General features: G+C 57.4%; 15 protein-coding genes and 3 pseudogenes. 11 read left to right on the top strand and 7 right to left on the bottom strand.

Features of this window, described 5'->3' with window-relative positions; all coding sequences use genetic code 11:
- Positions 1–66: 66 nt before the first annotated feature.
- Positions 67–297: a hypothetical protein gene (locus tag PSUM_RS29265; protein ID WP_033039294.1), complete on the bottom strand. Its 231-nt coding sequence runs from the start codon at positions 295–297 to the stop codon at positions 67–69.
- Between the two features lie 175 nt (positions 298–472).
- Here PSUM_RS29265 and PSUM_RS29260 point away from each other — a divergent pair, with 175 nt between their 5' ends.
- Positions 473–2,134, top strand: coding sequence for a SulP family inorganic anion transporter (locus tag PSUM_RS29260; RefSeq protein WP_033039291.1), 1,662 nt, complete (start codon positions 473–475; stop codon positions 2,132–2,134).
- Between the two features lie 19 nt (positions 2,135–2,153).
- On the opposite strand, the gene PSUM_RS29255 is transcribed toward PSUM_RS29260, so the two are convergent.
- The gene (locus PSUM_RS29255) at positions 2,154–2,342 is read right to left on the bottom strand and encodes a ribbon-helix-helix protein, CopG family (protein WP_020800162.1); all 189 of its coding nucleotides are present in this window, start codon (positions 2,340–2,342) and stop codon (positions 2,154–2,156) included.
- 385 nt (positions 2,343–2,727) lie between these two features.
- Between PSUM_RS29255 and PSUM_RS29250 the strand changes: the two genes are divergently transcribed.
- Positions 2,728–5,313 carry a bifunctional diguanylate cyclase/phosphodiesterase gene (locus tag PSUM_RS29250; protein WP_083348631.1) on the top strand — a complete coding sequence of 862 codons (2,586 nt, stop codon included), beginning with the start codon at positions 2,728–2,730 and terminating at the stop codon, positions 5,311–5,313.
- Between the two features lie 61 nt (positions 5,314–5,374).
- On the opposite strand, the gene PSUM_RS29245 is transcribed toward PSUM_RS29250, so the two are convergent.
- Positions 5,375–5,764, bottom strand: a complete 390-nt coding sequence (locus PSUM_RS29245) for a MerR family transcriptional regulator (protein ID WP_083348632.1) — start codon at positions 5,762–5,764, stop codon at positions 5,375–5,377.
- Between the two features lie 74 nt (positions 5,765–5,838).
- Between PSUM_RS29245 and PSUM_RS29240 the strand changes: the two genes are divergently transcribed.
- Positions 5,839–6,918 (top strand): SDR family oxidoreductase, encoded by a 1,080-nt coding sequence (locus PSUM_RS29240; RefSeq protein ID WP_083348633.1) that lies wholly within the window; start codon positions 5,839–5,841, stop codon positions 6,916–6,918.
- 77 nt (positions 6,919–6,995) lie between these two features.
- Positions 6,996–7,895 carry a DMT family transporter gene (locus tag PSUM_RS29235; RefSeq protein ID WP_033038960.1) on the top strand — a complete coding sequence of 300 codons (900 nt, stop codon included), beginning with the start codon at positions 6,996–6,998 and terminating at the stop codon, positions 7,893–7,895.
- 143 nt (positions 7,896–8,038) lie between these two features.
- On the opposite strand, the gene PSUM_RS29230 is transcribed toward PSUM_RS29235, so the two are convergent.
- Positions 8,039–9,622 (bottom strand): GMC family oxidoreductase, encoded by a 1,584-nt coding sequence (locus PSUM_RS29230; protein ID WP_083348634.1) that lies wholly within the window; start codon positions 9,620–9,622, stop codon positions 8,039–8,041.
- 26 nt (positions 9,623–9,648) lie between these two features.
- A complete protein-coding gene (locus tag PSUM_RS29225; protein ID WP_033038968.1) occupies positions 9,649–10,422 on the bottom strand; it encodes an alpha/beta fold hydrolase in 774 nt (257 codons plus the stop codon).
- Positions 10,423–10,510: 88 nt separating this feature from the next.
- Between PSUM_RS29225 and PSUM_RS29220 the strand changes: the two genes are divergently transcribed.
- Positions 10,511–11,950: an HD domain-containing phosphohydrolase gene (locus PSUM_RS29220; protein ID WP_033038970.1), complete on the top strand. Its 1,440-nt coding sequence runs from the start codon at positions 10,511–10,513 to the stop codon at positions 11,948–11,950.
- Between the two features lie 23 nt (positions 11,951–11,973).
- On the opposite strand, the gene PSUM_RS29215 is transcribed toward PSUM_RS29220, so the two are convergent.
- Complete coding sequence (locus PSUM_RS29215; RefSeq protein WP_033038972.1) at positions 11,974–12,891, bottom strand: LysR family transcriptional regulator; 918 nt, start codon at positions 12,889–12,891, stop codon at positions 11,974–11,976.
- Between the two features lie 193 nt (positions 12,892–13,084).
- Here PSUM_RS29215 and PSUM_RS29210 point away from each other — a divergent pair.
- The 3 genes and pseudogenes from PSUM_RS29210 to PSUM_RS29200 form a co-directional block, all read left to right on the top strand.
- Positions 13,085–13,345: pseudogene (locus PSUM_RS29210) on the top strand (response regulator transcription factor); the annotation flags it as partial.
- A 93-nt stretch (positions 13,346–13,438) separates the two neighbouring features.
- Entirely contained in the window at positions 13,439–13,771 is a 333-nt protein-coding gene (locus tag PSUM_RS29205) for a nuclear transport factor 2 family protein (protein ID WP_083348635.1), read from the top strand.
- Entirely contained in the window at positions 13,765–14,541 is a 777-nt protein-coding gene (locus PSUM_RS29200) for an SDR family oxidoreductase (RefSeq protein ID WP_083348636.1), read from the top strand. The genes PSUM_RS29205 and PSUM_RS29200 overlap by 7 nt, the downstream gene beginning before the upstream one ends.
- Before the next feature lie 435 nt (positions 14,542–14,976).
- Here PSUM_RS29200 and PSUM_RS32290 read toward each other — a convergent pair.
- Positions 14,977–15,207 (bottom strand): annotated as a pseudogene (locus PSUM_RS32290) (cytochrome c); the annotation flags it as partial.
- 246 nt (positions 15,208–15,453) lie between these two features.
- Here PSUM_RS32290 and tnpA point away from each other — a divergent pair.
- The 3 genes and pseudogenes from tnpA to tnpC all read left to right on the top strand — a co-directional run bounded on the left by tnpA (position 15,454) and on the right by tnpC (position 17,308).
- Positions 15,454–15,786, top strand: coding sequence for an IS66-like element accessory protein TnpA (gene tnpA / locus PSUM_RS29190; protein WP_093935838.1), 333 nt, complete (start codon positions 15,454–15,456; stop codon positions 15,784–15,786).
- Entirely contained in the window at positions 15,783–16,118 is a 336-nt protein-coding gene (gene tnpB, locus PSUM_RS29185; RefSeq protein ID WP_033038983.1) for an IS66 family insertion sequence element accessory protein TnpB, read from the top strand. Before tnpA ends, tnpB begins: the two co-directional genes overlap by 4 nt.
- 81 nt (positions 16,119–16,199) lie before the next feature.
- Positions 16,200–17,308 (top strand): annotated as a pseudogene (gene tnpC / locus PSUM_RS29180) (IS66 family transposase).
- Positions 17,309–17,323: the final 15 nt, after the last annotated feature.

The raw sequence follows: 17,323 nt of genomic DNA, 5'->3' as shown, positions 1-17,323 counted from the left end.
TTCGACCTGCCTGTGCCCAGTCAACTATCACTGACATGATTATGTCTCCAAGGCGTGATCCAAGGGTTAAAAGTGGATTTCAGCGGTCTTGAGGCCCAGGTCTCGAAGCTCTGCGATCAAGTCATCCAGATGCCCAAAAGACTCGACCTCCTCGTTGTCATCAACCAAGAAATAACTCCTGCCAGCGTCCTTCTTGAAGAACACTATCCACTCCTTGGGGTTGGTCGGGTTTGCGATCACATGGGTGTCGAAGGTCACGCCTTCGGCATGTTTGGTTTGCACAGTTTTACGATTCATGTCTGTCACCACGCTACGCGCGCTCTCAAAATTCTCTATTTGCAGTGCATGCCCGCCCAGCTCCATCTGAGCTTTCACTATAAACATCTCCAGCCGCTCGAAGCAGTGGACCTAGGGCATTTGAATTATCACTGTATGTTAATATTATGCACATGCATCCACTGAGGGGCTAGCCATGATTGCGATAGGTGAGGCATGGAAGGCGGGGTTGTTGGGGCGAGGGCACTGGCTTCGCAATATGGTGTCTGGCGTGATCGTCGGGGTCGTGGCGCTCCCTCTGGCAATGGCGTTTGCCATTGCATCTGGCGTCAAACCTGAGCAAGGCATTTACACCGCAATCATCGGTGGTCTGCTGGTTTCACTCTTTGGGGGAAGCCGCTTGCAGATTGCCGGACCTACAGGTGCGTTCATCGTGATTCTGGCGGGGGTCACGGCCAAGCATGGCGTTGACGGACTGCAAATCGCCACGATGATGGCGGGGGCCATCTTGTTATTGCTGGGGATGGCACGGCTCGGTGCGATCATCAAGTTTATCCCCGACCCGGTGATTGTCGGATTCACCGCGGGCATCGGTGTGATCATCTGGATCGGGCAGTGGAAAGACTTTTTCGGTTTACCGACGATCAGTGGAGAGCATTTCCATGAAAAGCTCTGGCATCTGCTACAGGCCCTGCCAGATCTTCACATGGTCACCACCCTGTTGGCGCTACTTAGCCTTTTCCTGGTCATCACCGCGTCCAGAATTCCCGGTCTCAAACGGGTGCCTGGGCCGCTGGTCGCAATGGCGGTCGCTACAGCAATACAGTCAACCTTTCATTTCGAGGGGGTAGCCACGATTGGCAGTGCATTCGGTGGTATACCTCAAGGCTTGCCAGCGTTGAGCCTGCCTGAAATCACGCCGTCCCGCGTCATCGATTTGATTGGTCCGGCGTTCACTATCGCCATGCTTGGAGCAATCGAATCGCTGCTGTCCGCGATGGTGGCCGATGGCATGGCGGGCACCAAGCACGATTCCAATCAGGAGCTGATCGGTCAGGGGGTCGCCAACCTGGTCACACCATTGTTTGGCGGCTTTGCAGCTACCGGGGCCATTGCCCGTACTGCAACCAATATCCGTAACGGCGGTACGAGCCCGCTGGCCGGCATTACGCATGCGGTCACCTTGGTGCTTATTGTTCTGTTCCTGGCACCTCTAGCCTCAAACATCCCACTGTGCGCCCTGGCTGCCATTCTATTCGTGGTCGCATACAACATGAGCGAGTTGAAGCACTTCAAACGCATGGTCCAACGAGCCCCACGCGCAGACGTATCCATCCTGCTCATCACTTTCAGCCTCACGGTGTTCAGTGACTTGGTGATCGCCGTGAATATCGGCGTCATTCTTGCGATGCTGCACTTCATGCGCCGCATGGCCTCATCGGTGGAAGTGCAACAGGTCGTGGAGCACGAGCTTGAAGAAGAGCTGAGGACCAATGGCCATACTCGCCTACCGCCAGGGCTTTTGATTTATACGATTGAAGGGCCATTGTTTTTTGCTGCGGCCGAGACCTTCGAGCGTGTGATAGCTCAGACCCACACTGACCCAAACCTGCTGATTATCCGTCTGAAGCGCGTACCGTTTATGGATATCACGGGCTTGCAAGTGTTGGAGGAGGTTATTCAGCAGCTGCACAAGCGGCATATCGTGGTGAAGCTCTGCGAAGCGAACACGAAGGTGCTCAACAAGCTCGATAGGGTGGGTATCCTGCAAGAAATTGGTCCGGAGCATTACCACGCCGACTTCAACACTGCGTTGGCTAAAGCTGTCAGTCATGTAGAGGGTACGCCGACTCTCTAGAGACTACTGTCCGTCGTAGTTATGACTTGGTGCTGGTGGCATGCTTGCTCTTGGTCGAATAGCTGGCGCCGTGAGTGTCCAGGTAGTCACGAATCAGTTGGCGGACCACCTGCGAAGACGTCAGGTCTTGTGCTGCACAGAGGTCCTCGAAAGCTTTTTTCTTGACGGGATCAATGAGCACAGTGAGGCGCGCAGTCTTGCTTTCCATGGGGTATTCAATCGCTCAAGTCGCTGGATGTTAATCAAATTGTAATTGCCTTGTCCGGTGCTGTCACTGTTGCGGCGGTGGGTTGTTCGGTACCTCGACTTAACACACTGGAAAGGAATTGGTGCCTACAGTGGATGAGGAAGCGGATCTGCGTTGACTCAAGATGGATAACTCCCGTCCGTGAGCAAGAGTGCGGATTTATTCTGAGCTGGCCGCCTGCCTGCAACGGGTTGACTGTGATCAGTACCGGCAAAAGTCGACCCGAAGCTGCCATCCAGGTCTATCTGACCTACTTGAGGGTGATCCATTCAGTCCCCTCAAACTTGTCACCATGCGGCCGATAGCGTGATACCCCTTCTGCCTCAATGCCTAGCGATGCCCCCTCATGCCTGAACACCCACCTTCTGTCCTTGGCCTAGCGCACCGTCGCTCAAGTGTGAGCATCATTCGTGTTTCACTGTTCAAATTCGTTGGCTTGCTGACGGGGGTGTTTTTCCTCGCCGGTTATTTGATTCTCTACCTGGCGCACGACCTGGATCGCAACGAGGAAATCGAAAGCGCGTTCTATACCAGGAAAGCCGTGCAAGGCCTGGAGAAGTCCATAAGCGCCACGGTCAAGGATTACGCATTCTGGGGCGATGCCTATAAGCATCTGCACGCGAGGGTCGACACCGATTGGGCCTACGTACGGCAAAATGTCGGGCCCACGCTTTATACCGACTATGGATTCCAAGGCATATTTGTCGTCAACGCCACCGATCAGACGGCGTATGCCGTAATCGATGGGCAACTGACGTCGGACGATGCTTGCGGTTGGCTCAAGCAAGCGCTCCCCGACATATTGCTTAAAGCCCGGGCGGGTGCCGAAGCGGAAACGCCGACGACCCTTTTCATCAATATCGGTGGTCGACCCGCGCTGGTGGGCGCGGCCGCGATTACCCCCGGCACAGATCCGACGGTGACACCCGATGACAAGCCGCCTTCGGTTTTGATCTTCGTTGACATCCTCGAAGACGACAGGCTGGAAACACTGGGCAAAGACTACGGGGTGGATGAACTACGCATCGCTACGGCCGCCGAACTTCAGGGGCGTTCAGTCTTGGCGCTCGGCAAAAACGGCGTTGCCGGGAGCTTGCACTGGGAGCCGCCAAAACCGAGTGAACGCCTGCTTGGCCTGGGCTTGCCCTTGATCGGCATTGCTGCGCTGCTGGTGTGCCTTATGGCCTGGGCGATATTGCGCCGCACGACTGCCAGTGCTCAGGCGCTCGATGCCAGTTACGACTCGTTGCAGCGCAGTCAGTCTGCGTTGGCCATCAGCGAGGCGCGCTTTCGAGACGTAGCAGAGGCCAGTACCGATTGGATCTGGGAGATTGACAGGCAGGGGCGCTTTACCTATTTGTCCGAGCGATTTGAATGTGTCTCGGGTCTGTCCAGGCATGACTGGCTGGGCGCACCCATGGATCAACTGTTGTGCACTGAACTTGGCACGGTGACCCAGTGGCTTTGCATCCCGAATCGTCGCCCGGATATCAGCGTCCAGTGCCGCTATGTCGACCCCAAGGGCCAGCCCCGCATTACCCGCCTGTCCGCCAGAGCGATGGCTGACAAGGGATTTCGGGGCACGGCGACAGATGTCACTGAAGAAGTCGAGTCGCGTCGACGCATTGAATTTCTCTCCCAACATGATTCGCTTACGGGGCTGCCGAACAGGACTCGGCTCAGAGAGTTTCTCGATGGCAAACTCAAGACGCAGCCCACAGCCGAGCGGCCGTTGGTCATGCTCAGCCTCGACCTTGATCGATTCAAGCCGGTCAATGACCTGCTGGGCCACGCGGCGGGCGATGCGGTGTTGAGCGAAATCTCTCGCCGTCTTGCCAACCGCGTTCGCCATGGGGATCTGGTAGCGCGTATCGGCGGCGATGAGTTCGTGCTGATTTTGACGGATCTCAAAGGACAGGACGAAGTAGAAGCGTTGTGCCAGCGCCTGATCGAATCGATCGAACGTCCGATTCAGGTCGGCGAGCAGGAGGTGTTCGTGAGCGCGAGCATCGGTATCGCGATGGCACCCACTGATGCCACCGAAGCCACCGAGTTGCTTCGCTACGCGGATATCGCGCTGTATGAGGCTAAGTCGGGTGGTCGCAATACCTGGCGATTCTATGCTGGCGACATGAACTCGAAGATCGTCGAACGCCGCCGCCTGGAGAGCGATCTGCGGTTCGCCATCAAGCACGGTGAGCTGCGCTTGCACTTCCAGCCGCGCTTTCGTATTGCGGACGGCAAAATGGTGGGCGCTGAAGCGCTGGTGCGCTGGCAGCACCCGGAACGTGGCTTGATTCCCCCTGATACTTTCATTCCGATTGCTGAAGAAACAGGGTTGATTCTGGCCTTGAGCAACTGGGTCTTGGAGACCGCTTTGCGGTACGCCTCCAGCTGGCCTGATCAGCTGTTTGTTTCTGTCAACCTTTCACCCACCGAGTTCAAGCGCGGCAGTCTGGTTGAGCGCGTGCAGCGGGCATTGCACCAGTCGGGAATTGAGCCTGGGCGGGTGGAGCTTGAGATCACAGAAAGCGTTATGCTGGAAGATCCGCAGGGTGCTCTGGAGATCATGCGAACGCTGAAACGCCTGGGCATCCGCATCGCCATGGATGACTTTGGCACAGGGTATTCATCACTAAGCTACCTGCGCACGTTCCCGTTCGACGGACTGAAGATTGACCGAAGCTTTTTATCTCGATTGGGAGCTACCGACGACGACAGGTCCGTTATCGAAGCGATCGTAGGCCTGGGTCACGCTCTTTCGCTCACCGTGACCGCCGAGGGGATCGAGACCCAGGAACATCTGTCATTGTTGAGATCTGTGCTATGCGATGAGGGCCAAGGCTACTTTCTTAGCCGCCCTTTGGATACGGATGGCTTCAGCGCTCTGGTTCGGGTGACCGAGGGCGCTGCGCTGACCGTTAAACCATGAGCGGAACATCGGCGGTTGATTGGACCGCTTTTGCGAAGAAGCGCCTTCCGATGCTGACAGTTCAGTTGGAAGAGTTGTTCAACTGCTGAAGCTCAAGTTGCTTGGCGGCACTGGCTTCGAGGTTTGCACGCTCTTCATCCAGATACCGATAAATGCTTTGGAGGTTGGCGATTTTCTGTTTGATTTCCGCCATCTTCTTTTCAATTAGCTTAGCGCCGTCAGCACAATCGATCAGCTTGTTGCGCTGCGCATCCAGAATGTCGCCTATTTCCCCCAGGGAAAACCCCATGCTTTGCGCGCGCCGGATAAAGTCCAGATCCTGCAGAGTTTGCGCTGTGTAAACGCGATATTTGTTGGTTTGCCGCAGCGGTGAGATCAGGCCGATTTGCTCGTAGTATCGCAGCGTATGACGGCTGACGTCGCTGCGGGCTTCGAGTTCGCCGATTTTCATGAAAACACCGCTTGACTATAGAGTTGGGTCGATAGTTTACGCTTGATTTTTCACCTTGAACAAGGAGCAGGGAAATGAGCGTGGAGTGCTTTGTCACGGGGGGTACCGGCTTCATCGGTCAACACTTGGTGGCGAACCTGAGTGCAAAAGGTCACACCATTCGGGTGTTGATGCGTCGCCCAGAGCGACTAGCTGCACTGCGGGAGCAAGTCGACAATTTGGGAGGGTGCGCAACCCGGGTATTTGCCGTAGCTGGCGATCTGGAACGGGACAACCTCGGGCTGAGTCTTGCTGACCGAGAAGTGCTAAGGCACGCCAGTGTCATATTCCACCTGGGCGCCCACTTCGCATGGGGGCTTTCAGTGGCGCATTCTCGTGCTGTGAATGTGGAAGGGGCAAAGCGCGTGGCGCTGTTGGCGGCTGAACAAAAAAGCCGGTTAGTGATGATCGGCGGCTACATGCTGAAAAATCATCAACATCTGCAACGCATCGGAATTGATCCTCGTTATCCGCAGTTGACGAATTGGCCTGCCGTCTACCGACGTGTCGGTGGTTACGAGGGGAGCAAGCTGGAGGCGCATTTTGCGACCCTGGAGGTCATGTCCGCCAAGGGCGGGGAGATGACCGTTGTCCACCCCGCGACGGTTTGTGGCCACAGCCGCACGGGGCATATCCTTGACGGTCAGCCGCTGGTAGAGCTGATACGCAACCTTGTGCAGGGAAAGCTGACTGCAGTACCCGGTACCGCCGAGCACTGGCTGCCACTGGTCACCGTGGATTACCTGGTCGAGCTGGTGGCGGTTTGTGCTTTTGATCCTGCCATGGTGGGCCAGGAACTGCTGGCGCTTGATGACCGAACTCCCAACTTGCGAGAACTCCTGGTACAGGTGGCAAAACCTTTGGGCTTAAAGTCTCCCAGGCATTACATTTCACTCCGATTGCTGAAGTGGCTACTGAGTATTCCTCCCGTCGCGCGGTTTTTGAATACAAAACCCGAAGCCTTGGACTTTATCCAGACCACTCGTTTTGATACAGCGGCGGTCGAGCAATTTGCCAACAGGCATGGAATAGCCAAACCGGATATACGTCAGTCTTTGCAGCACACTGCAACGTTCATCAACTCGTATTGCATAACCAAGGGCCAGGCCCTCTGACTTCTACCTTGGGGGTGACAAAGTCGTTAGCCCCGCCATTCCATCGAACGACAATTCAGCGACAGGGATCGTCATCAATGCAATCTACTTTCAGCAAAGGCGTCATATTTGCACTCTCCGCTGCGGCACTGAACGCAACGATCGGTGTACTCAGCAAAGTACTCATGAGTAATGGTTTCACCGCTAGCAGTGTCGCTGTCATCAAGACCGTACTGGGTTGCGTGCTTCTCTCGATCTTACTGTTTTTCCTCAAGCGCCCGGCGGCGTCGACCAAATGGACTCAGGCGGCTATCTGCGCATTCCTTGGCATCTTCGTGCTGTTCCATTTCGAAACGGCCGCCTATCGACACTACGCTGCGGCAGGTGTGGTGGTGGTGCTGATGGCCAGTGCCTCTATTTCCTCGATCATCCTTGGGCGCATTGTCCTCAAGGATGCCATCACCGCGAACGCTACCGTTGGCGCCGCACTGGCTATCGCCGGGATCTCGGTGATCTTCGGCGGCGACCTGCAGCAGGGCTTTACCCTGCAAGGTGCTGCGCTCGCCTGCATGGCCGGCTCCGGCTATGGAGCCTTTTCGGTTGCCATGAAGCGTATGGGAGTGTCGGGCGGGCTGCATTTCACCCGACAATTGTTGTTCTTTGGCAGCCTGTACCTGCTGATGCCGGCTGCGGCCGATGGTTTCGCGATAGGCGAGCTGTCGCCGTTGGCAATCGCCGCGCTGCTGGCGTTGGCCACGCTGCCGACAATCCTGGGCTTCTTCTGCACCACCAAGGCCATCGAGTATCTCAAGCCATCCCAAGTGCAAGCGCTGGAGCTCACCGAGCCACTGTTCGCCGCGCTGCTGGCGTTTGTGGCGCTCAATGAAGTACCGCGCGAAAGCCTGTACGCGGGAGCGGCACTGATCATCGTCGGCCTGTGTTTCTCCAATGAACTAATCCGCTTGGGCAGAAGAGCATCCGTCCCTTCGACCGTGTGAGCTATTTTCGTATCCTGATTACTTTAGCAATCAGTGGTTTTTAAATGGCTTGAGCGACTGACCGGTTCTGGCCGTTTTCTGCCCTTTGCGACAGGCAGAAATCGGCCAATATCTGCCAGCGAGCCAGGGGTTTGTCAGTATTCTCACGAACTACCGTCCGGCACTGTGGCCGCAGCGATTACTCCGTGCGCGGAGAGGATGAGATCTGCTGCTTGTTCGCCGATGACGACGCACGGCGCCATCGTATTGCCAATGGTAATTCGCGGCATGATCGAGGCATCCGCAATGCGCAGCTTATCGATCCCATACACACGCAGTTGATGGTCGACCACTGACATTGCATCTCGGCCCATTTTAGCGGTGCAGCACTGGTGCCAGTAAGTCACGGCAGAGTTGCGGATGAACTGCTCCATAGCGCGATGTTCTTTCGGCCCGGGCACAACTTCGCGTTTGACCAGCCCATTGAAGGCCTCGCTGTTACCGAGTGCCCTGCACAGCTCGATCGACGCATACGCCGCTTTCATATCCTCGGGCGCACTCAGGGAGTTCGGCTCAATGAGTGGGGCATTCAGCGGCCCGGCGCCCGACAGGCGCAAGCGTCCTCGACTGGCAGGCCTGGCCAGCCCTGCGAACATTGTCCAGCCATGTTGTGGCGGCTCAATTGCGACCTCAGGCGGAGACGGCACCGCAAACGCCAGCTGACACTGCAACAGGTCCGGGACTTCCAGGCGACTGTCGCTTTTCCAGTACAAAGTGGTTTCGCACCCGCCGCTACCGACTGCCTGGGGTTGCATGTACTCCCACGTACATCCAAAGGCCAGATGGTCCTGTAGATTCTCGCCCACGCCGGGGAGGTGATTGATCGGTGCAATGCCGTGGTTTCGCAGTTCGTCTTCCGGGCCGATTGCCGATTGCATGAGCACTTTGGGTGTTTGCACCGCGCCCATGGACAGGGTGACCTCGGCTGCGGCATGGAAGCACTGCCGTTCCCCTGCGATCACCACCTCCACACCGATTGCCCGTGTACCAGCAAGCAATACGCGGGTCACCAGTGCTCCTGTCAGAACCGTCAAGTTTGGATAGTGCAACCGTGGCCTGATGTAGGAGTCGTAAACGGATTCGCGCTTGCCCAGCTTAATGCGCAGGTCGGTAATGGCGACCCCGCCCGGGCCTTCCATCATTTCCCCATTGGGACTGTCGAATCTGGGGATGCCCAGACGGCTGGCCGCCTCCAGCGTTGCCCACGCGAGGGGCTGAGGTGTGGCCGGCTGTTCGACATGCACCGGTCCACCTGAACCACGCCGAGTGGCATCAGGGCTGCCTTGCCAGTTCTCGATCCGGCGGTAGTAATTGAGTACCGAGTCGTAGCCCCAGGCCGGGTCGCCGGACTCGGCAGCGAAATGGTCCCAATCGGAGCGGTGCCCTCGCGACCAGACCATCACATTGATGCTGGAGCCACCGCCGAGTCCCTTACCCATGCTCAGGGGTAGCCGTCGACCATTGAGGTGTGGATTGGGTTGCCCCTCGAATGCCCAGTCGCGCTTTGAACCGAGATTCATCGGCCATAGCGCCGGTTCGGCAACCTCGGGGCCCGTGTACTCTTCGCCAGCCTCAATCAGCAAGACGCGTGCGCTTTTCTGATCGGCAAGACGGGCAGCGACCACGCAGCCCGCCGTACCTGCACCACATACAATGAAGTCATAGTGTTGATCATGTAGATTTTTCATGCGCCCGCTCCGTATCGATGCAGCGATCACTGCTCGCCAACGCTGTGCACTGCCTTGAGAATCACTGCGGCGACCTCAGCGGGCTGCGACTGCTGGGGAACATGGCTGGTGTGCACCTCTGAAAGGGTGGCACCGATACGCTTGGCGGCAGAGCGCTGGACGTCGGGGTGAATCATCCGGTCTTCTGTGGCGAGCAGATACCAGGACGGTTTGGCCTTCCAGGACGACACGGTCGTTTTATCTTCGAAGGCAGATGCCTTGATGGGACCTTGGGTGGCGGTCATGACGGCTGTTTGCCCTGCCGGGAGATCCTGGGCGAAATCCTTGGCCATGCCTTCAGGCGTCAGGTAGAGGAAGCCGTTGCCGTCTGCCTTGATCTGACTGATGCCAGGGGGCGTGGGCGCGCCTTTACCTTGTTCGCCGCTGGTTTGCCCCGCCTCTGGCGCGAAGGCGGCGACATATACCAGCGCGCTGACCTTCTGGTCGCTACCGGCCTCGGTAATCACAGTACCGCCCCAAGAATGCCCGACAAGAACTACCTTGCCCTGCTGGTTGCTCAACGCGCGGCGCGTAGCGGCAACATCGTCGGCAAGCGAGGTGAGCGGGTTTTGCACGACCGTAACGGCCACTCCTTTGGCCTGAAGCAGTGGCACCACTTTGGCCCAGTCGGAGCCGTCGGCGAACGCGCCGTGTACGATCACCACGGAAGGCGTTGTATCCTGCGCGTGGCTGGCGCTTGCGATGAAGGTACCAGCGAGTGCGAAGGCGACTGTAGCGACTTTCGATTTGAATGTTTTCATTGGATGAGCTCCTGTTCGGGAGTTCAAATTCTGCTGACTGGCCTGCGTTGAGGGCATCGGTCAATTATCCGACCCCGGGACATTTTTCATGGATAGTGCGTTGCAACTGGACATCTCCCTGGACGGGGCACTGGCGACGATCGCCCAGATCGGTGATCTCAGCATGGGCCAACCACTCGGTCATTCCCGGCGCGTTGCCGCACTGGCGCGGATGCTGGCGCAGGCCCGGCACGGCGACGGTGAGCACTTGAAGGTAGCGGAACAGGTTGCCTTGCTGCGCTGGTCCGGTTGCACCGCCAATGCCGAAGGCTTTGCGGACCTTCTGGGCGATGACGTCGATGGCCGCCGCGCGATGCTCGACTTGACGCTGGGCAATGAGCAAATGAACGCTGTGCATCAGGCGACCCCGCTTGCCGTCGTGCACTGTGAGGTATCAGGAGCAATCGCTAAAACGCTCCAGCTCGGTGCCGCCGTCGAGGCGGGTTTGTGTCGCGTGTTCGAAACCTACGACGGCACCGGACGGCCGCTGGGTCTGACCCATGAGCACATTCCAGACGTCGCCTATCAGGTAGTGCTGGCAGGCGATCTGGATATTCTCAGTCGCGCACACGGCCCGGACGCGGCGCTACGCTGGATCAGAGAGCAGTCGGATCGGCGCTATCCAGCGTCGCTGGTATCGTTGCTTCTGGAGAACGCAAAGGACTGGCTGGCGAGTTTGGAAACGCTTTCGAAAACGGTTGACCACGCACCTGAGCAGCGTTGCGTCTCACTGTCGCTGGTGGGAGACATAATCGACTTGAAGCTCCCTTGGTTGGCAGGGCATTCGCGACAGGTAGCGCATGTCGCCGTGGAAGCTGCACGCCTGTGGGGGCTGCGTGAACCCATTTTGACAGAAATTGGTAAATCCGCGTTCATCTACGGTCTCGGCCGGGCAGCCGTTTCGAACCACCTTTGGAATACCGCAGGGACGCTGCCATACGGCGCTTCGGAGCGGGTGCGCCTTGTCCCTTACTGGACGCAACAGGCCCTCAGACCTATCACTGAACTGGCCGTGCCCGCAGAGATTGCAACCCATGCTTATGAGCGGCTCAACGGCAGTGGCTATTTTCGAGGCGTGGCGGGTGATGCGCTGTGTGCCGAATATCGCCTGTTCGCCACGTCGGTCGCCTGGGTCGCGTTAAGGGAAGCCAGGCCTTGGCGGCCTGCCCACGGCGAAGCGGATGCAGCCAGGTTACTCAAACACGATGCGGACAGTGGTTTGTTCGACAACGATGTTTGCGAAGCAGTCATTGCCGCCGCAGGTGGCGAGCGTCGGATGCGTCAACCGAAGGCTTCGATACTGACGACTCGCGAATGCCGCATCCTGCTGGAGATCAGCCGGGGCGCCAGCAACAAGCGGGTGGCGCAGCTGCTGGACATCAGTCCGAGCACGGTTCGTACGCACATGGAAAGCATCTTTCGCAAACTGGAATGCTCCACCCGGGCAGCCGCCACCTTGAAGGGGCTGACACTGGGATTGATTGCCTGAGCTACGTCCGGGTTACGCCTTAATCATGCGAGCCCGTCCTGATCGGCTTGATGGGCGCGTGCCAGTTCGATGAATGCCTTGGCTGCCGCAGAGGGGTTGCGGCGGTTCGGGTAGTACAGGCACAGCTTGTCTCTGGGCGGTGTCCATTCTTCGAGAACCCGCACGAACTGTCCGGCGCGGATTTCGTGGTGAACGTCCTGTTCCATGAAAAAGCCGAGCCCCATGCCTTCCTGCACCGCCACCTTGACCAGACTAGGTTCATCCAGCGTAAGCGGCCCGCTCACATCGAGACGCGTCACTTCTGCGTCTCGCTCGAAATACCACGGGAAAATCCCCCCATTCGGTAGTCGGACGCGAATGCACCGATGCTGGAGCAGCTCGGATGGAGTTCGCGGTTTGCCGTGTTTTTCAAAGTACGCCTGCGAACCGACCACGGCGTACCTTTGTGGCGGGCCGAGGGGGATCATAATCATGTCGTTCGGAACGAGACTTTCCGAGCGCACGCCGAAATCGAAGCAGTCAGCAACGATGTCCACCAGACGACCTTCGGTGACGACATCGATGTGTATTTTCAAATGATGCTGCAAGAACTCCATCACCAGGGGCATGAGCGCTGATCGGGCAGCGCTGGCAAACGCATTGAAGCGCAGCGTGCCCGAGGGCCCGGCATTATGCGATCGCACGGCATCGAGTGCGGCACGCAAATCCTGCAAGGCGGGCCCCACCTGTTCGAGAAATATCCTGCCCGCTTCTGTGATGGCCACGCTACGGGTAGTGCGATTGAACAACCGCGATTCGAGGCGGGCTTCCAGTTGCGCAATGGTGTTGCTCAACGCGGTGGTGGAGATGTGGAGATCGATCGCGGCTTGCCGAAACGACCCCCTGCGGGCGACCGCTATAACTGCGTCCAGCTCGCTAAGGCCAAAACGGTCGTGTGACATGGATTATCCTGAATTTCGGGATTGGTCATAAAGGTTTGTCCCAGTTGAACAAGCTATCCGTCAGGCAGCAAGATCGCTGCAGGGAATCCATCCAGGAGATCAGCGAATGAGCCTTCAGCCTGTCAGCAGCGTCGAGACGTACTTTGACATCGTCAGCGGAAGCGATCTGGTTGCTGCTGAATTCTCGCCACCTCAAGCATGTAATGCGTCGCTGAGGCTGGCTGCGCAGGGCGAGCAGCAGATTCAGCAGCCGGGTGGGCTTTTACTCACTGGGCGCGAGCGTCGCATTCTCAGGGAGATCAGCGATGGCGCCAACAACAAGAAAGTGGCGAGGTTACTGGAAATAAGCCCGAGCACCGTTCGCACGCACGTGGAAAGTATCTTCCGAAAACTGGAATGCTCGACCCGAGCGGCGGCCACCTTCAAGGCAGCGAAACTGGGATTGATCTCCTGATGCTCGACCGAGATTGAGGCCTCATTGCATCAGGCTCGTTTAAAAAAAACGCCCAAGATCGCTTCATACAATCAGATTCAGGAGAACGAAAACATGACCCTCCAGCTTCCCGACGTCGTGCAGATGTACTTTGCGGTCAGCAATGGTGGCGATGCAGCACAACTTTCTAGCTGCTTCTGCTCTGACGCTACGGTATGCGATGAGAGAAAAACATACGAAGGAATCGCTGATATCAAAGCCTGGCAACAGGATGCCCGCAAGGCCTTCAACTATCAGGTCAAACCAATCCAAGCCCTGCAAGGACAGAGCAGACTGACGGTCATTGCGAACCTTGTCGGGAATTTCCCCGGTAGCCCGGTTCAACTGAGTCACGCCTTCACGCTGGAAGGCGGTCGAATCCGTTCCCTGGAGATCACGCCATGCTGAATCCAGGTTTGACTGGCAAGCGGGTCCTGGTCACCGGTGGCACCAAAGGCATCGGCAAGGCTGTCGTCGAGTTACTACTGGCCGAGGGCGCGAAGGTAATTACTTCGGCCAGGCAGGTAGACGTTGAACTGTCGGGCGCTCTTCTGATTGCGGCGGATCTTTCGACCCGGGAAGGTTGTGATGTGCTGATCGCCGCGATCCAGGAGCGGTTAGGCGGCGTAGACATAATGATCCACGTCCTCGGTGGTTCGTCGGCACCTGGCGGCGGTTTTGCCGCGCTGGACGAGGAGCACTGGCAACGAGAGCTCAGCCTGAACCTATTGCCGGCGGTGCGCCTTGATCGCGCTCTGCTCCCGGGAATGCTCGAGCGCAAGGAAGGGGTTGTCATCCACGTCACCTCCATCCAGAGTCGGCTGCCACTGCCGGAATCTACAACAGCCTACGCGGCGGCCAAGGCAGCGCTTTCGGCATACAGCAAAAGTTTATCGAAAGAGGTTTCGCCCAAAGGCGTTCGCGTAGTGCGGGTTTCGCCGGGCTGGGTTGAAACCGAAGCGTCGGTCGCATTAGCCGAGCGACTCGCACAGGAGGCAGGTACTGACTATCAAGGAGGTAAGGACATAATCATGAAAGCACTTGGAGGTATCCCGCTCGGACGCCCATCGACGCCCTCCGAAGTTGCTGACCTGATCTGTTTCCTGGCTTCACAGCGTGCGGCATCTATCACGGGAAGTGAGTTCGTGATCGATGGCGGAACAGTACCAACGGTTTAGCCAACTGTTTGCACGGAAGGCGACAACTAGTGACCCTATCGGCCATCGTGTCGACGCTTCTGGCCGTTTTCTGCCTGTCGCGGTGCCGCTCACCGATTCTGCATGAACACCGCCTGCACCAGGACAACATCCAGCCACAGCCAGTAAACTGCGGGTCGTAGCTGGATCAGGGAGGAGCGTCACATGTACATAGGTGAACTGGCCAGGTTGTCGGGGTGCACTGCCAAAGCCATTCGCCGCGCACGTGTTGCCCCCAGGCGAGCAGTGCCCGGACCAGGGTGTTGCCCAGATGCCCATTGGCACCTGTGACCAGCGATAGTGTATTCATCGATTGCCTTATCCGCTGACGGCGGAACCTGAAATGGACAAGGCAGGGTAGGGGTTGCCCCAAGGGACAGAGTCAAGCGTTGGCGCCAGGACCAGGCACTTAAAAGTTCATCGGTTTTGTGAAATCACACCGCCCATGTATTGATTCAAATCGCGCAGATCCTTAACGCTCCATGAGTGCGGCGATAGCTTTACACCATTCTCGCGCAAGGTTCTTGGAATCAAGTCGCCATTTGGGCGAAGTATTATCGAAGAGACAATCACCCCCGGATAATCATCCAATCGTTTTTTGAAAGCGGGCGTTGTCAGATCGGGTGTAGGCGGTTTGCTTTTATTCGCCTTTCATTGTTTTTATCTTCCTTGATGGGATCGGCGTCAATTGGACGCGATTTGGAGCGCGGGGAAGGTATCAGCCATCGCGTCGACACACACAGTTATTTCTGATGCCCATTAACCAACACGTTTTCCCGACGCATCAATCGTATGCGTCCGGCGAACACACCTTCCTGACCCCGACGCCAAAGGGCGATGGTGTGCACTTAAATTTAAGTGGACACCATTTCTAGCCTTTTAAGCGGGTCTTTCATGCAGCCACAACGCCGTTCCTACTCCAAATCATTCAAAGCTGGAGTCATTCAAGAGTGCTCCGAACCTGGCGCCTCGATTGCCAGCGTCGCGCTGGGCCGCAACCTCAACGCAAACCTCGTCCATAAGTGGATTCGGCTGCAATCGCAAAAAACTATTGCCCTGCAACCTGCCTTTATTCCGCTGACATTACCGTCGCCGACGTCACGATCAGATATCAACTCTGCGACTATTTGCCTCGAAATCCCACACCCTCGCGGCACCGTCAAAGTAAACTGGCCGACTGAAAACGCGGCGGCCTGTGCGACCTTTCTGCGAGACCTGTTGCGATGATCCGCATCGACTCCATCTGGCTCGCCACCGAGCCCATGGACATGCGCGCCGGCACCGAAACCACGCTTGCGCGGGTAGTCGCGGTGTTCGGTGCGGCGCAGCCGCACTGTGCTTATCTGTTTGCCAACCGCCGCGCCAATCGCATGAAAGTGCTGGTGCATGATGGGCTGGGCATCTGGCTAGCGGCCCGTCGCCTGCATCAGGGCAGGTTTCTCTGGCCCGGTTCTCGGCACGGCTCGCAGATAGAGTTGGCCGCTGAGCAACTGCATGCTCTGGTGCTGGGTTTGCCTTGGCAAAGAGTCGGGCCAGGCTACGCGATTTCCATCCTGTAATCTCTGCCACCTCCAGCCTTGCCGTGCAATTGTCCAATCAGCCTGTCGTCGGTTTTCGTCCGCTCTGGCAAAATCGGCGGGATGACTTCTCTGCCCAATCTCGACCACTTAACTCCTGAACAAATGCGCACTCTGGCAGCGCAGCTGATGCAGCGTGTGGAATGTCTCGATCAGACAGTCGAGACAATGGGCAAAAAGATTCACCGCGACCAAACGGTTATCGAGAAACTGACCACTGAGATTGCGCAGCTCAAGCGCTTGAAGTTTGCCAAGCGTAGCGAACAGATGAATCCGCAACAGGCCAGCTTGCTGGACGATTTGATTGATACCGATATCGCGGAGGTTGAAGCAGAGCTTCAGGCCTTGCAAACACCTTCGCCTGCAATCGAGAAAAAGCAAAAGCCCAAGCGCTCGGCGTTGCCGCCGGAGTTCCCACGCACGCTGATCCACCATGAACCGGAAAACACTCATTGTCCTTGCGGCTGCGCACTCAAGCGTATCGGTGAAGATGTCAGCGAAAAACTGGACTACACGCCGGGCGTGTTTACCGTCGAACGCCATGTCCGTGGCAAGTGGGTCTGTGATGACTGCGAAACGCTGATTCAAGCGCCGGTGCCGGCACAGGTCATCGATAAGGGTATTCCGACAGCCGGGTTGCTGGCCCACGTCATGATCGCGAAGTATGCCGACCATTTGCCCCTTTACCGTCAGGAATCGATTTTTGGTCGCGCCGGTTTGGCCATCCCACGTTCAACCCTAGCGCAATGGATTGGCGTGAGCGGTGTGCAGTTGCAGCCTCTGGTCGACGCACTTCGCGAGGTGGTGCTTGGGCAGAACATAATCCATGCCGACGAAACGCCGGTACAGATGCTCACCCCAGGCGCGAAGAAGACCCATCGCGCCTATGTCTGGGCCTACGCCACCAGCCAGTTCACGGGGCCGTACCCATTGACAATAATTGGGCCGAGAACCAAATTCGGCCGTGGGCGTTGGGTCGCAAAAACTGGCTCTTCGCAGGGTCACTACGCAGCGGCAAACGGGCGGCGGTGATCATGAGCCTGATCCAGTCGGCGCGACTCAACGGGCATGATCCGTATGATTATTTGAAGGACGTCCTCACTCGCCTGCCTACGCAGCGAGCCAGTGAGATTATGGAGCTGCTACCTTATCGATGGGTGCTTGCTCAATGAGTCCGTTTTTTAACG

It is taken from the genome of Pseudomonas umsongensis, assembly GCF_002236105.1.
GTDB classification, from domain to species: Bacteria; Pseudomonadota; Gammaproteobacteria; order Pseudomonadales; family Pseudomonadaceae; genus Aquipseudomonas; species Aquipseudomonas umsongensis.
This window is presented reverse-complemented; position numbering and strand designations above follow the sequence as displayed.

What these genes read in the sequence shown, in the direction of transcription:
- PSUM_RS29240 (WP_083348633.1), top strand. Translation starts at nt 5,839, where the DNA reads ATGAGCGTGGAGTGCTTTGTCACGGGGGGTACCGGCTTCATCGGTCAA.
- tnpB (WP_033038983.1), top strand. Translation starts at nt 15,783, where the DNA reads ATGATCCGCATCGACTCCATCTGGCTCGCCACCGAGCCCATGGACATG.
- PSUM_RS29200 (WP_083348636.1), top strand. Translation starts at nt 13,765, where the DNA reads ATGCTGAATCCAGGTTTGACTGGCAAGCGGGTCCTGGTCACCGGTGGC.
- PSUM_RS29205 (WP_083348635.1), top strand. Translation starts at nt 13,439, where the DNA reads ATGACCCTCCAGCTTCCCGACGTCGTGCAGATGTACTTTGCGGTCAGC.
- PSUM_RS29260 (WP_033039291.1), top strand. Translation starts at nt 473, where the DNA reads ATGATTGCGATAGGTGAGGCATGGAAGGCGGGGTTGTTGGGGCGAGGG.
- PSUM_RS29250 (WP_083348631.1), top strand. Translation starts at nt 2,728, where the DNA reads ATGCCTGAACACCCACCTTCTGTCCTTGGCCTAGCGCACCGTCGCTCA.
- PSUM_RS29215 (WP_033038972.1), bottom strand. Translation starts at nt 12,891, where the DNA reads ATGTCACACGACCGTTTTGGCCTTAGCGAGCTGGACGCAGTTATAGCG.
- PSUM_RS29245 (WP_083348632.1), bottom strand. Translation starts at nt 5,764, where the DNA reads ATGAAAATCGGCGAACTCGAAGCCCGCAGCGACGTCAGCCGTCATACG.
- PSUM_RS29235 (WP_033038960.1), top strand. Translation starts at nt 6,996, where the DNA reads ATGCAATCTACTTTCAGCAAAGGCGTCATATTTGCACTCTCCGCTGCG.
- PSUM_RS29225 (WP_033038968.1), bottom strand. Translation starts at nt 10,422, where the DNA reads ATGAAAACATTCAAATCGAAAGTCGCTACAGTCGCCTTCGCACTCGCT.
- PSUM_RS29265 (WP_033039294.1), bottom strand. Translation starts at nt 297, where the DNA reads ATGAATCGTAAAACTGTGCAAACCAAACATGCCGAAGGCGTGACCTTC.
- PSUM_RS29255 (WP_020800162.1), bottom strand. Translation starts at nt 2,342, where the DNA reads ATGGAAAGCAAGACTGCGCGCCTCACTGTGCTCATTGATCCCGTCAAG.
- PSUM_RS29230 (WP_083348634.1), bottom strand. Translation starts at nt 9,622, where the DNA reads ATGAAAAATCTACATGATCAACACTATGACTTCATTGTATGTGGTGCA.
- PSUM_RS29220 (WP_033038970.1), top strand. Translation starts at nt 10,511, where the DNA reads ATGGATAGTGCGTTGCAACTGGACATCTCCCTGGACGGGGCACTGGCG.
- tnpA (WP_093935838.1), top strand. Translation starts at nt 15,454, where the DNA reads ATGCAGCCACAACGCCGTTCCTACTCCAAATCATTCAAAGCTGGAGTC.